The organism is Kineococcus sp. NPDC059986, assembly GCF_040702905.1.
In the GTDB taxonomy this organism is placed as follows: Bacteria; Actinomycetota; Actinomycetes; order Actinomycetales; family Kineococcaceae; genus Kineococcus.
Genome location: NZ_JBFBND010000013.1, coordinates 13831 through 27415, shown reverse-complemented (window position 1 = coordinate 27415; position 13585 = coordinate 13831). Strand labels below are relative to the sequence as shown.

13 protein-coding genes and 1 pseudogene are annotated in these 13585 nt (G+C 74.2%); 7 read left to right on the top strand and 7 right to left on the bottom strand.

Features of this window, described 5'->3' with window-relative positions:
- Positions 1–56 precede the first annotated feature (56 nt).
- The 4 genes from AB0637_RS11780 to AB0637_RS11765 all read right to left on the bottom strand — a co-directional run bounded on the left by AB0637_RS11780 (position 57) and on the right by AB0637_RS11765 (position 4045).
- Positions 57–404, bottom strand: a complete 348-nt coding sequence (locus AB0637_RS11780) for an RNA polymerase-binding protein RbpA (protein WP_366172356.1) — start codon at positions 402–404, stop codon at positions 57–59.
- Between the two features lie 167 nt (positions 405–571).
- A complete protein-coding gene (locus tag AB0637_RS11775; RefSeq protein WP_366172355.1) occupies positions 572–1939 on the bottom strand; it encodes an MFS transporter in 1368 nt (455 codons plus the stop codon).
- 7 nt (positions 1940–1946) lie between these two features.
- Positions 1947–2744 carry a glycerophosphodiester phosphodiesterase family protein gene (locus AB0637_RS11770; protein ID WP_366172354.1) on the bottom strand — a complete coding sequence of 266 codons (798 nt, stop codon included), beginning with the start codon at positions 2742–2744 and terminating at the stop codon, positions 1947–1949.
- Entirely contained in the window at positions 2744–4045 is a 1302-nt protein-coding gene (locus tag AB0637_RS11765) for a M15 family metallopeptidase (RefSeq protein ID WP_366172352.1), read from the bottom strand. Before AB0637_RS11765 ends, AB0637_RS11770 begins: the two co-directional genes overlap by 1 nt.
- Before the next feature lie 262 nt (positions 4046–4307).
- Between AB0637_RS11765 and AB0637_RS11760 the strand changes: the two genes are divergently transcribed.
- The 6 genes and pseudogenes from AB0637_RS11760 to AB0637_RS11735 form a co-directional block, all read left to right on the top strand.
- Entirely contained in the window at positions 4308–5486 is a 1179-nt protein-coding gene (locus tag AB0637_RS11760) for a helix-turn-helix domain-containing protein (protein ID WP_366172351.1), read from the top strand.
- A 150-nt stretch (positions 5487–5636) separates the two neighbouring features.
- The gene (locus AB0637_RS11755) at positions 5637–6668 is read left to right on the top strand and encodes a TerC family protein (protein WP_366172349.1); all 1032 of its coding nucleotides are present in this window, start codon (positions 5637–5639) and stop codon (positions 6666–6668) included.
- Positions 6669–6759: 91 nt separating this feature from the next.
- Positions 6760–7095, top strand: coding sequence for a hypothetical protein (locus tag AB0637_RS11750; protein WP_366172348.1), 336 nt, complete (start codon positions 6760–6762; stop codon positions 7093–7095).
- The gene (locus AB0637_RS11745) at positions 7095–7910 is read left to right on the top strand and encodes a nitroreductase family protein (protein ID WP_366172347.1); all 816 of its coding nucleotides are present in this window, start codon (positions 7095–7097) and stop codon (positions 7908–7910) included. Before AB0637_RS11750 ends, AB0637_RS11745 begins: the two co-directional genes overlap by 1 nt.
- A gap of 9 nt (positions 7911–7919) precedes the next feature.
- Entirely contained in the window at positions 7920–8870 is a 951-nt protein-coding gene (locus tag AB0637_RS11740) for a nucleoside hydrolase (protein WP_366172345.1), read from the top strand.
- 66 nt (positions 8871–8936) lie between these two features.
- Positions 8937–9572, top strand: a pseudogene (locus tag AB0637_RS11735) (CDP-alcohol phosphatidyltransferase family protein); the annotation flags it as partial.
- 48 nt (positions 9573–9620) lie between these two features.
- Here the strand turns inward: AB0637_RS11735 and AB0637_RS11730 are convergent.
- Together AB0637_RS11730 and AB0637_RS11725 are read right to left on the bottom strand one after the other, a co-directional pair.
- Entirely contained in the window at positions 9621–10163 is a 543-nt protein-coding gene (locus AB0637_RS11730) for an SRPBCC domain-containing protein (RefSeq protein ID WP_366172343.1), read from the bottom strand.
- A complete protein-coding gene (locus tag AB0637_RS11725; RefSeq protein WP_366172342.1) occupies positions 10160–10555 on the bottom strand; it encodes a metalloregulator ArsR/SmtB family transcription factor in 396 nt (131 codons plus the stop codon). The genes AB0637_RS11730 and AB0637_RS11725 overlap by 4 nt, the downstream gene beginning before the upstream one ends.
- Positions 10556–10695: 140 nt before the next feature.
- Between AB0637_RS11725 and AB0637_RS11720 the strand changes: the two genes are divergently transcribed.
- Positions 10696–12099: an aldehyde dehydrogenase family protein gene (locus tag AB0637_RS11720; protein ID WP_366172341.1), complete on the top strand. Its 1404-nt coding sequence runs from the start codon at positions 10696–10698 to the stop codon at positions 12097–12099.
- A 36-nt stretch (positions 12100–12135) separates the two neighbouring features.
- Here the strand turns inward: AB0637_RS11720 and AB0637_RS11715 are convergent, their stop codons facing one another.
- Positions 12136–13386 carry an EAL domain-containing protein gene (locus tag AB0637_RS11715; protein WP_366172340.1) on the bottom strand — a complete coding sequence of 417 codons (1251 nt, stop codon included), beginning with the start codon at positions 13384–13386 and terminating at the stop codon, positions 12136–12138.
- Between the last annotated feature and the right edge of the window lie 199 nt (positions 13387–13585).

Genomic DNA, 13585 nt, shown 5'->3' with positions numbered 1-13585 from the left:
GGACACCAGGAAGGCCGGCCCACCCGACGGGTGGACCGGCCTCCTGGGTGCGCGGCTCAGGCGCTGCGCTTGATCAGCTGGCGGCTGCGGAGCAGCTCGAGCCTCTCGTCGAGCAGCACTTCGAGCTCGGCGATGGTGCGCCGCTCCAGGAGCATGTCCCAGTGCGTGCGCGCCGGTTTGCCGGCCTTCTTCTCCGGCGCGTCGGTGTCGGCCCGCAGCGCCTCAGCCCCGCACCGGCACTCCCACAACGGAGGCACGTCCGCTTCGAGCGACATGGGCACCGTGACGGTGTGGCCGTTCGGGCAGTTGTACGTGATCTGCTGGCGCTCGGCCGGCTCGACGCCGGACTCGCTCTCGAGGCTGGCGCCTCCGAGGCGGGACCCTCGTAGGTTGCGCTCGCTCATGTGACCTCCCCACCGTCCCCTCCGCACGGCGACCCCCGGGGATCCGGGGGCGTGGAGGAGACTCGTTGGTTGAACGCGGTGCCCACCCCGGCTGTTCCCGCGACCACCACGACCAGGTTGTGGAGGTCGTGTGCGCGCCGGGGCTGTGTCCGTGGGGCGGACGTCGCTCAACGTACTGGATCGGTACCGCGCTGTGCCTGCTGAACTCCCGCGGCGACGTCCACGCGGGTGAGCAGGACCGCCCCGACGACGAAGAACGCCAGCAGCGCCACGAGGGCCGGCCGGTAGGACCCCGTCAGCTGCGCGACGAGCCCGAAGACGAGGGTGCCCAGCCAGCTCGTCCCGCGTTCGCCCGCCTGGTACAGGCTGAAGTACTCGGCCTCGGCGCCGCGCGGCACCAGACGGCTGAAGAGGGAGCGGGACAGGGCCTGGGTCCCGCCCAGCACGAGCCCGATGAGCACCGCGAGGGCGAGCCACGTCGAGAACGCCCCCCGCGGCACCGCGAAGGCGCAGAGCACGACGACGATCCACAGCGCCAGACCGCCCAGGACGGTGCGCTGGGCGCCGAACCGGCCGGCCAGGCGGCCGAAGACGAGGGCCCCCACGAAGGCGACGGCCTGCACGAGCAGGACGGTCGTCAGCAGTTGCGCGGACGTGAAGCCCAGCTCCTCCTGGCCGTAGACGCTGGAGGCGGCGATGACGGTCTGGATGCCGTCGTTGAAGATCAGGTAGGCCAGCAGGAAGCGGAGCACCTGCGGGTGGTGCCGCAGCCCGCGCAGCGTGCTGACGAGCTGGCGGAACGGCGCCGCGAGCGAGCGGGACGCCCCGGGGGCGAGGTCGAGGACGGGACGCGGGGGCAGCCGCCGCAGTCCGAGCACGGGGACGATCGTGAACAGCCCCCACCAGATCCCGGCCGAGGCGAGCGAGACGCGGACCGCCCACTCGTCGGTCAGCCCGAACGTCCCCGGGTTGGAGACGACGAGCAGGTTCACCGCGAGCAGCGTGAACCCGCCGAGGTACCCGGCGGCCCACCCGCGCGAGGAGACGGTGTCGCGCTCCTCGGGGTCGGAGACGTCGCACAGCAGCGCGTCGTTGACGACGAGGGAGCACGTCAGGCTGACGACGGCGACGAGCGCGAGCAGGACCCCCAGCCACCAGCGGTCCCCGCCCATCGCCACCATCGCGGTGGCGGCGGCCGCCCCCACCCAGGCGAACCCGCCGAGGAGCCGGTGCCGGTGCTGCGTGCGGTCGGCCAGCGCGCCCACGAACGGCAGCAGGACGGCGGACAGCAGCGTGGCGACGGTGATCGTGTAGAGCGCCAGGGACCCGGGGGCGATGGGCAGTCCGAGGACGGTCAGGTCCCGCGTGCAGCCCGTGGGCTCGTCGGGGCAGGCCGCCCGCCGGGCCAGCACCGTGAGGTAGGGGGAGAACAGGACGGTCTGGGTGGTCGTGACGAAGGCGGAGTTCGCCCAGTCGTAGACGTACCAGGAGCGGCGCGCCCGCAGCACCGTCGGGTCGGTCGCTGGCCTCGTCACGGTCAGATCATGCCCGCCACTGGCCGCGGGCGACGAGCACGTCCTTCAGCACGTCGGCGCGGTCGGTGATGACGCCGTCGACCCCGAGGTCCAGGAGGGCCCCGACCTGGGCGGGTTCGTCCACCGTCCAGACGTGCACCTGGGCCCCGGCGCGGTGCACGGCGTCGACGAAGCGGGCCGAGACGACCTCGACCCCGCCCTGCCGGACGGGGACCTGGACGGCGTCGACCCGGGCGAGGGCGCGGCGGGTGAGGAACGGCAGGTGCAGGACGCTGCCCGCGAGCGCCAGGCCGGTGCCGGACGAGCTCGCGGAGGTGGCCTCGCGCCCGCCCGCGGCGGCGAGGGCGGCGCGCCGGCGCTTCTCGGCGAAGGCCGTGACGAGGACGCGGCCGTGAGCGCTCGTGCGGCGCAGGACGTCACCGAGGCCGGCCACGGCCGCCTCGGTCTTGACGTCGAGGTTGAAGCGCGCGTGCGGGAAGGTGCCCAGGACGTCCTCGAGGCGGGGGACGGGCTCGCAGCCGGCGACGCGCAGACGGCTCACGGCGTCCCACGTCAGCTGGGACAGGTCGCCGTGCCCGTCGGTCACGCGGTCGAGGTGCTCGTCGTGGAAGGCGACGAGCACGCCGTCGGCGGTGGCCCGGACGTCGGTCTCGAGGAACGTGAAGCCGAGGTCGACCGCGGCCGCGAAGGCCGGGAGGGTGTTCTCCAGGCCGTGCGTGGGCCCGGCCGCGAACCCGCGGTGCGCCATCGCGATCGGCCCGTCCCACGCGCAGAACGCGTGCCGGGCCGGCGGCCGGGGAACCATCAGCCCGTGAACTCCCAGTGCCACGGCTCGAACTGCCCGCCGCGGTTCTGGGCCCAGCCCGGGTTGATCCAGCCGTAGAGGGCCGCGTTGCGGTCCATCCACAGGTGCTGGGTCGACGTCGCGTTCTGGATGCCGCCGCCGAGGTCGACGGCGATGCCGAGGCCGTGCCGGCTCGTGCCCGGCGTCGCGGCCAGCCCAGGCTTGCGGGCCTTGACGTCGATCTGCTCGGCCAGCGTGCGGTAGGAGTCGGTGATCGCGATGTTCGACCCGAACTCGGCGGCGTACGCCTGGTTGAGGGCGGCGAACGCGTTGGCGGCGTCCGAGCGCAGCACGTGGTTCGGCGAGCTGGCCAGCGGGCACAGGGCGCTGCGGGGGATGAGGCCGTTGGCGAAGCCGGACAGGTTGATGCCGGTCTCGCAGTCGCCCACGGCGGTGAACCCGCCGGCGGTGGCGGCGGCCGCGGCGGCCGCGGCCTGGGCCTTGGCGGCGGCGAGGTTGGACGCCAGGGTGGCGGCGCGGGCGGAGTCGCCGCTGGCCGCGCCGGAGGCGGCGGCCTGCAGGACGGCGAGGGCGTCGACCTGGCTGCGCTGCTGGGCGACGAGGGTGTCGGCCTGCTGCTTGGCGGCCACGGCGATCTCGGCCTGGCGGACGGCTTCGGCGGCGGCGTCGGCCGCGCGGGTGGTGGCGTCGGCCTGGACGCGCTGGGCCTGCTCGAAGGCCTCGACGGCGTTGGTGCGGCCGTCCCCGATGCGCTTGGCGGAGGCGATCGCGCTGGCGGTGTCGTCCGTGGCTCCGCCCTTGAGGACGGTGACGAAGCCGGAGTACTCCTGCAGCGTGCCGCCACCGCCGCGGTAGGTCTGCGAGGCCCACTGCCCGAGGTCCTTGCGGCCCTGCTCGAGGGCCGCTTCGGCCTCGGCGAGGCGCTGACGCTGCAGCGTCTCCTCGTTCTCGGCGGCCCACTTGGCCTCCATGGCCTGCTGGTACCGCTCCAGCGCGGCACCGGCTTCCTTGGCCAGCGCGTCGAGGCGGCCCTGCGCGGCGGCGAGGTCGGCCTGCGCCTGCGCGAGCTTGGCCGCCGACTCGGCCGCCTGGCGGCGGGCCTCGTCGACCTGGGCCTGGGTCGGCGGCTGGTCGGCCGACACCGCGGCGGGTGCCGCGACCGGGGTGACGACGGGGGCCGCACTGGCCGTGGGGACGAGGACGCCGACGGTCAGGGCCCCGGTGCTCGCGGCGGCTGCCAGGAGCAGCGACGCACGCAGGCGGGCGGGTCGAGCGGTGGTGCGGGCCGTGGGGGAGAGCACGTCGTGCACATCCAGAGCGGTCGGGGGCGCGAGCCCGGATCGGCTGTCGGTGACGCGTGGGGCACGCGGAGGTGGTGGTGCGGTCGGGTCTGGTGGAGGTCCTGTGGTGAGGTCCTCGCCGGACCCTACCCCTCGGTACCTCGGCACCGGGAGCCGCAACACGGAGGTGTGGACGCGCAATGTGACGAGCATCACGTATCGGACGGTCCACCGCCCGTCACGGTCCGTCGTGCGTCCTGGGGACGGATGGCATCATCCGGCGGTGCCCGAACCCCGCCCCGCGCAGCCCGACGCCACCCGCCTGCAGGCCGTCGCCCAGGACGCCGCGCGGGACGCCGGAGGCATCGACCCGGCCCTGCTGGGCGACTTCCTCGACGCCGTCTGGCGGGCCGTCGTCTCCGGCCGGCGCCTGTCGACGGCCCGGACCGCGCGCTACCGGGCGGTCGGGGAGGAGGCCGCGGCCTCGGGGGTCGCGCTGCGGGCTCTGCTCGACCTCTACCTCTCCGCGGCCTGGCGGTTGTGGCGGTCGCTACCCCCCGTGCAGGACGCGGCCGTCGACCCCGAGGGGGTCGTCACCGCCGGGGAGGTCGTCCTGCGCGCCAGCGACGACGCCGTCGCCGCCCTCACCGAGGGCTACCAGATCGCCCGCCGCCAGCTCGTGCGCCGGGAGGAGTCGCACCGGCGCGAGTTCGTCGACGACCTGCTCGCCGGGACCTCCGACCTGCCCGGCCTGCTGCGCCGCGCCCCCCGGCACGGTCTGGACCTCACCGGGCCGCACGCGGTCTGCGTGGTCCGCGCCGACGCGCCCTTCACCGACGGCACCGCCCAGGTCGCGGCCATCGAACGGCGCCTGCAGGGGGCCCAGGCCGACGCCGACGCGCTCGTCGCCACGAAGGACGGCGCGCTCGTCCTCGTCTTCGCGGCCCCCGACCGCGAGGCCGTCGCCGAGGTGCTCGACCGGCTGCGCGACGTGCTGGGCAGCCCGCAGCGCACCGGCTGGCGGGCCGGGGTGGGCCGGCCCGGTCCGGGGGCCGGTGGCGTCGTCGGGTCCTACGAGCAGGCCCGTCGCGCGCTCGACCTCGGCGACCGGCTCGGCGCCGGCGACCCGGTCGCGGACGCCGCCGACCTCCTCGTCTACGAGGTGCTCCTGCGCGACCGCGACGTCGCGGCCGACCTCGTGGAGACCACGCTCGGCGGGCTGCGCGGTGTCCGGGGCGGGGTCGACGCCTACCTGGAGACCCTGGAGGTCTACCTCGCCGCGGGCGGCAACGCGACGGAGGCCGCGCGCCGGCTGCACCTGTCCGTCCGGGCCGTGACCTACCGCCTGGCGCGGGTGCGCGACCTCACCGGCACCGACCCCACGCGCCCCGAGCAGCGCTTCGGTGTGCAGGCCGCCGTGCTCGCCGCGCGGGCCCTGGGGTGGCCCGGGGCCACCATCTGAGGCCGTCCGGGGCCTTGCCTTGCCGGGACCCGGCAAAGAGGACCGCGCAAGTCGTCGCGTTCTCGACACGACACTTCCCGGTCCCGGCAGCCACCATGGAGGAGGGCGACAAGCCGTCGCCCACCGATCCTCGACCTCCGGGAGCACGCAGTGGGTCTGGACCTCAACGTCCCCTTGTGGGCCTGGGTGGCGCTCGGCGTCGTCATCGTCGTCATGCTGGCGATCGACCTGCTGGGTCACCGCGGTGCCCACGTCATCCAGTTCAAGGAAGCCGCCATCTGGAGCGGTGTCTGGGTCGCGATGGCCCTCGTCTTCGGCGGCATCATCTTCTGGGCCTACGGCGCCGAAGCCGGCACGGCCTACACGACGGCGTGGTTGCTCGAGAAGAGCCTGTCCGTCGACAACCTCTTCGTCTTCGCCCTGATCTTCGGGTACTTCAAGGTCCCCCGTGAGTACCAGCACCGCGTGCTGTTCCTCGGTGTCCTCGGCGCCCTGCTGTTCCGCGGCATCTTCCTCGGCGTCGGCGTGGCCGTCGTCGAGCGCTTCACCGCCATCCTCTTCGTCTTCGGCGCGATCCTGCTGTGGTCGGCCTGGAAGATGCTCAAGGACGACGACACGGACATGGACCCCAGCCAGAACATCGGGGTCCGGATGCTCAAGAAGGTCATCCCGCTGAAGGACGAGTACCACGGCACGAAGTTCTTCATCAAGGAGGCCGGCAAGCGCTACGGCACCCCGCTCCTCGCGGTGGTCGCGGCCATCGAGGCCGCCGACCTGATCTTCGCCGTCGACAGCGTCCCGGCCGTGCTCGCGGTCTCGGACGAGGCGTTCATCGTCTACTCGTCCAACGCCTTCGCGATCCTCGGTCTGCGCGCCCTGTACTTCATGCTCTCGGGTCTGCTCGAGCGCTTCCACCTGCTGAGCAAGGCGCTGGCCTTCATCCTCGCCTTCATCGGCGTGAAGCTCTTCTTCCAGGCCGGGCACGAGGTCATCAGCCCCTCGATCCCGCACATCCCGACCTACGTCAGCCTCGGGGTGATCGTCGTCTCGCTGACCCTGGCGGTCGTCCTCAGCCTCAAGCTGCCGGCGCCGGCGTCGAAGGACGACGCGTCGGACGACACTGCGGACGACACGGCCGACGACACGAGGGGCGCGGTGGAGGACACCCCCACCAAGCACTGACCCGCTGCACCTCCCGGACCCGGCGCCCGTCCCCGCACCCGCGGGGGCGGGCGCCGTCGTCGTGCCGGGGTCCGCGTGGTCCACTGGCCCCGTGCCCCCGACGCGCCCCCCGTTGCTGGTGGCCGCGACGGCGGCCTACGTCACCAACTGCGCCCTCGGCGCCGCGGTGGCCGCCCACGTCCTCGACACCTCCGGAGCCCGCTGGGTGCACCACGCGGTCTTCACCGTGACGGCCACGCTGACGGCGGCCGCCGGCGTCGACCTCGCCCGCCGCCGCTCCCACGCCTTCTGGCGGCTGCTGCCCGTGGCCGCGCCCCTGCTGGCCGTCCCGTCGGTCTCCGCCCGCTCGCGCTGGCACCCCGCGATCGCCCTGACCGCCGCCCCGGCCTACGTCGCGGCGAACCTCTCGGCCCGGCGGGGGGCGTGATGGAACTGCGTGAGGCCATCGCCGCCCGCCGCACCACGAACGGGGCGTTCCTGCCCGATCCGGTCAGTGCCGAGCACCAGCGGATCCTCGTCGAGGTCGCCGGCCGGGCGCCGTCCCAGCTGAACAGCCAGCCCTGGCGGTTCGTCCTCGTGGAGTCGCGGGAGACGATCGAGGAGGTCGCGCGGATCAGCGGCGCGTCCATGACGACCGCGATGGGCAACGGGACGTTCTTCGAGCGGTACAAGCGGTACTTCCGGTTCAGCGCGCAGGAGATGAGCGAGCGGCGCACCGGGATGCTGTTCGAGCGGATGCCGGCCCCGCTGCGCCCGTTCACCCGCAGCGTGTTCACCCGGCGCGGGCAGTGGGCGATGAACCTCCTGCGGGTGCCGCGTCGGCTGGGGCGGCAGAACCGCGACCTCGTGGCGGGTTCACCGTTGCTGCTGGGCGTCATGCTCGACCGGGCGGAGTACCGGCCGGGGGAGTTGTCCGCGTTCTACTCCCTGTTCTCCATGGGGGCGGCGATGGAGAACGTGTGGCTGACGACGACCGAACTCGGGCTCGGGCTGCAGTTCATCAGCTTCCCCATGGAGGTGCCCGGGGCCTGGGACCGGATCGGGGACCTGCTGCAGGTCCCCGACGACCTCGAGCTCATGGCCGTCTACCGGGTCGGCTACGTCCCGCAGCAGACGCGCCGTCCCGTCATCGACTGGACGAGTTCGGAGCGGCTGCCGGTGTCCCGGTACGTGTTCCGCGAGACGTGCGCACGACCGCAGACGGGCTGGGACGGCCCGGACGTCCCGGGGGCCGGGTCCTAGACTGCGGCGGTGAGCACCCCCTTCTTCCTCGACTGCGACACCGGCATCGACGACGCCATGGCCATCGGCTGGCTCGTGGCCTCGCCGGACGTGGACCTCGTCGGGGTCTCCACCGTGAGCGGCAACCTCGACGCGGCCGGGGGCGCCCGGAACACCCTGGACCTGCTCGCGCTGCTGGGACGGCCGGGCGTCCCCGTGAGCGTGGGAGCGCACGACTTCCTCGACCACGCCTACTCCGGTGGCGCACCGGAAGTCCACGGCGCCAACGGGATCGGTGGGGTCCAGCTCCCCCGCGCGGCGGCGGAGCCGACCGGGCTCAGCGGCGCCGAGGCGATCGTCGAGGCCGCACGGGCCCACGCCGGGGAACTGCACCTGCTGGCCATCGGACCCTTCACGAACCTCGCCCTGGCCCTGGACCTCGAACCCCGCCTGCCCGACCTCGTCGGCCGGGTGACGGTCATGGGTGGGGCGGCCATGGCGCCCGGCAACGTCTCGGCGCTGGCCGAGGCGAACGTCGCCAACGACCCGCTCGCCGCGCACCGGGTCTTCACCGCGGGTTTCGACCTGACGATGGTCGGACTCGACGTGACCATGCGGCACGTGTTCGAGGAGTCGCACCGCACGGCCCTGCTCGCGGTCGGGACGCCCGGTGCGGTGGCCGTCGCGCAGATGCTCGAGTTCTACTTCGCGTTCTACGCGCAGCGGTTCGGCCGGCCCTGCGCGGTCCTGCACGACCCGCTCGCGGCGGCCGTGGCCACGGGTGACGTGACCCCGGCGCTGGCCCCGCGGGTCCCCGTCGTCGTCGACCACACCGACGGCCCCGGCCGCGGTCAGACGATCGCGGACCTGCGCGACCAGTACCAGGGGTTCCCGCACGAGTACCCGGGCGGCACCCGCGTGCTGCTCGACGTGCCCGGCGACTTCGCCGGCGCCCTGCTGGCCCGGTTGCAGACGCTCTGAGCGGACCCGTGGGCCGGTCGCAGCCCGGTCGCTGAACCCCGGGGCCCGCCATACCGTGTGCCCACCATGGGAACGGGAGTGCGGGACGCCGGAGCCACCGTGCTGCTGTCGGCCCTGCTGTGCACGGCCCTCGTGGGCACGGCCCTCACCGGGTCGGCGGGGGTTCTCGTGCAGCACGGCGCAGCGGCGGTCGCGGGGGTCGCGCTCGTCGCCTGCGCGGCCCTGGCCGTGGCCGTGCGGCGGGACCGCTGGTGCGGGCCGGCCGACCGCGTCACCCTCGCCCGGACCGTCCTCGTGGGCGGGTGCGCGACCGTCGCCGTGCTGGCGTTGACCGGGGTCACCGGTCCGCAGCCGTGGCTGCTCGTGGGCCTGGCCGTCCCGGCCCTCGTGCTGGACGGCGTCGACGGGTGGGTCGCCCGTCGCACGCGGACGGCGAGCGCCGCCGGGGCCCGCCTCGACATGGAGGTCGACGCGGCCCTGCTGCTCGTCCTGTCCGCGGTCGTCGCGATCGTCCAGGGTCCGTGGGTGCTGGCCATCGGGGCCATGCGGTACGCCTACGTCGCGGCGAGCTGGTGCTGGCCCGCGTTGCGGCGCACTCCGGCGCCGCGGTTCTCGCGCAAGGTCGTGGCCGTCGTCCAGGCCCTCGCCCTCCTCGTGGCGCTGCTCCCGCCGGTCCCGCCGCCCTTCGCGGCCGTCGTGCTCGCGCTCGCCCTGGGGGCGCTGGTGCTGTCCTTCGGCCGCGACGTGCGCTCACTCGGGCTGTCGGCCCAACCGATCGGTGAGCTGGTCGGCGAGGTGGCCGGCCAGGCGGTCGACGGTCGTCGTCCAGCCCTCGCGGACGCCCAGGCCGAACCAGTGGGCGACCTGCGCGTCGTCGAGGTCGTCCCCCATCGCCAGGGTCGCCGTCATCCGCGTGCCCCCGGCGGGCCCCTCGTCCAGGGGTGAGAACTCGAGGTGGACGGTGGGCACCTGGCCGGGGTCGGCCGGGTCGAGGTCGGGCCAGCCGCCCGGCGCCCCCCAGTGGAACGACAGGCGGTGCGGGGCCTGGACGAGGGTGTAGAGGCCGCCCGTGCGGTAGGTGCGACCGCCCGGCCCCTCCTGCAGCAGCACGGACCAGAAGCCGCCGGGGCGCAGGTCGACGCGCGGGTCCGACTGCGCCGCAGGCAGTCCGGCGAACCACTCGAGCTGCTCGGGGTCGGTCCAGGCGGCGAAGACGCGGTCGGGGGGGACGGGGTAGTCGCGCACGAGGACGACGCTGCGGTCGGTGCGTGTGGTTGCGGGTGTTCCGGTCACGAGGGTGTCTCCTTCGACGGGTCGTGGGGCTGAGCGGGATCGGACGGCGGTGCGTCGGACGGCCGTGCGTGGGAGGGCGGGGCGTCGGACAGGTGGTCCGCCAGCCGGTCGAACCGGTCGGCGAAGAACCGGCGGTAGTCCGCCATCCACGCGTCGACCTCCCGCAGGGGGTCGGCGACGAGCCGGCAGGGCCGCCACTGCGCTCGGCGCGTCTTGACCACGAGGCCTGCGGCCTCGAGGACCGTCAGGTGCCGGGAGATGGCGGGCAGGGTGAGGTCGTGCGGGGCGGCGAGCTCGTTGACCGTCGCCTCGCCGCGGGCGAGCTGGGCAAGCAGCGCACGCCGGGTCGGGTCGGCGAGGGCGGCGAACGTGGTGTCGAGACCGACGGGCACTTGAGCACCTCCGCAATCAACGAGTCACTCAAGTACAACGCCGCGGCCGCCCGCCGTCAAGGGGCCCGTCGCAGCCCCGGGCGCCGCGCTACCGTCCAGCCAGACGGGACGCCCCGCGGGGCGAGGAGAGAGGACAGCGCGTGAGCCAGCAGACCGCAGCACCGGGGGAGTACCGGATCACCAACCCCGCGACGGGGGAGGTCGTCGCGACCTACCCGAGCACCACCGACGCCGAACTGGAGCAGGCCCTGGCCGCCGCCACCGCCGCCCACCGCGGCTGGTCGCGCAGCGCCACGGCCACCCAGCGCGGGGCGCTGGTGCGCCGCGTCGCCGAACTGCACCGGGAACGGCGCGAGGAGTTCGCCGACGCGATCGTCACCGAGATGGGCAAGCCGCGGGCCGCGGCGCTGGGGGAGGTCGACTTCGCGGCCGACATCTACGAGTACTACGCCGACCGCGCCGAGGAACTCACCCGCGACCAGCCGATCGACCTGCTCGGCGGCGAGGGGACGGCCGTGGTCCGCCGCGCCTCCCTCGGACCGCTGCTGGGGATCATGCCGTGGAACTTCCCCTACTACCAGGTCGCGCGCTTCGCCGGTCCGAACGTGGTGGTGGGCAACACGATCCTGCTCAAGCACGCCCCGCAGTGCCCGCGGTCGGCCGAGCTGGTCCACCGGGCGTTCGCCGACGCCGCCGGAGAACTCGGCGCACCCGAGGGCGTCTACACCGACGTCCGCATCAGCACCGACCAGGCCGCGGCCGTCATCGCCGACCCCCGCGTCCAGGGCGTGTCCCTCACCGGGTCCGAACGCGCCGGTGCCGCCGTCGCCGAGGTCGCCGGGCGGAACCTCAAGAAGGTCGCCCTCGAACTCGGCGGTTCCGACCCGTTCGTGCTGCTGTCGACCGACGACCTCGACGCCGTCGTCGAGGCCGCCGCCGCGGCCCGCCTGGACAACACCGGCCAGTCCTGCAACGCCGCCAAGCGGTTCATCGTCGTCGAGGACCTGCACGACGCGTTCGTCGAGAAGCTCGCCGCGGTGTTCGAGGCCCAGACGACCGGCGACCCGACCGCGGAGGACACCGACCTCGGCCCCCTGTCCTCGCTGGCCGCGGCCGAACGCCTCGCCGCGCAGGTCGACCGTGCCGTCGCGCAGGGCGCCACCGTCGTCACCGGCGGCACCCGCGACGGGGCCTTCTACGCCCCCACCGTCCTGACGGGCGTCACCGCCGGGAACGACGCGTACCACGAGGAGTTGTTCGGCCCCGTCGCCGTCGTGCACTCGGTCCGCGACGAGGACGCCGCGGTGGAGCTCGCCAACGACACCCCGTACGGCCTGGGGTCCTACGTCTGGACGACCGACGCCGACCAGGCGCAGCGCGTCGCCGACCGGATCGAGGCGGGCATGGTGTTCGTGAACTGCGTCCTGGCCGACTCCCCGGAACTGCCGTTCGGGGGGATCAAGCGGTCCGGGACGGGCCGCGAGATGGGCACCCTCGCCGTGGAGGAGTTCGTCAACAAGAAGCTCGTCCGCACCGCGGGCTGAACCCCCGGGACGGCTCCCCGCGTCCGCGGTCCCGGCTCAGGCCGGGACCGCGGACAGCGACTTGACCCGGCTGCGCGCCGCGAGCGTGGCGTGCAGGTACACCTCCGCGGACAGGTCGACCCCCGGGGCCGCGACGGGCTCACCGGTCGCCGTCCCCTCCTGCGCCACGACCGCCTCGACGGCCGCACCGAGACGCCCGCGACCGTGCACCAGCGCCTCCTGCACCTCCTCGGAGAGGGAGCACCCGCGGGTCAGGTCGGCCGGGGTGGCCCCGAGGACCGCGGCGGCCGCCGACAGGAGCCCGACCGTGAACCCGGCGTCGGGGTCCTCGGGCGCCAGCGCCCGGCACGCCTCGGCCCGCGTGAAGATCCACCCGAGCGTGTCGGGGCGGGCCGCGGCCGTCGAGGTCCCGCCGACGAGGACGAGGGTGACCCACGACGCGAGTTCACGCCGGCCCAGCAGGACGACGGCTTGGTGCAGCGAGGTGATGCCCTGCCGCGGGGCGTGGGCCGCCGACCCGACCGTCTTGAGGATCCGCAGGCTCAGCCCGGGGTCGTGCGTCAGCAGGCGCAGGACGTCTTCGGTGCTCGTGCGCAGGTCGTGCAGCGCGGCGATGAGCTGGACGCACGTGAGGTGGGAGGCGTCGAGCGTCTGCCGCTGCACGATGTCGGGACGGTGCAGCAGGTAGCCCTGGAACATCTCGACCCCGAGCGCGACGCAGCGCTCGAACTGCTCGACCGTCTCGATGCGCTCGACGACGAGCCGGGCGCGGGGGTTCGCGCGGCGGACGAGGTCGACGAGGCCCGGCAGGCGGTCCCCGCTCGCCTCGAGGTCGAGCTTGACGTAGTCGGCGAACCGCAGGGCGGGGACGCGGTGCAGCTCCCCGTCGAAGTCGTCCACGGCGATGGCGAAGCCGCGGGCGCGCAGCCGCCGGATGCCCTGCATGACGACGTGGTCGACGTCGACGGTCTCCAGGAGCTCCAGGACGACGCCGTCCGGGCTGAACGGGAGCGGCAGCTCCCCGGTGAAGAAGCTGCGGGTGGTGTTGAGGAAGAGGGGTTTGCCGTCGCCGAGCTCGGCCGCGCCGAACTCCCCGAACGTCGCCGTGATCACCTGGGCCGTCGCGTGGTCGTGCTCGGAGCGGCCCGTCAGGGAGGCGTCGTGGCGTCCGGGGGCCCGGAACAGGAGCTCGTGGGCGACGACGGAACGGTCCGCCGCGTGGATGGCCTGCAGCCCCACGCGCATCCGCGCCTCGGGGGCGGCGGGGCCCTTGCTCGGATCGGACACGGTTCCGGAACCTCACGGGGAGTCGACTGCGCTGACGGTGCCCCTGAGGGATCGGCACGTGCGGGGCGGGCTTGAGGCACGAGGCACGGGTGAGTCTGCCGGACGTCCCTGACCTCCGTTGCGGGACAATACATACGGGACCGGGGCCGGATTGCGGTGGGGCCGTTCCGGTGACCGAGCGTGGGGTCGGCACCCACCC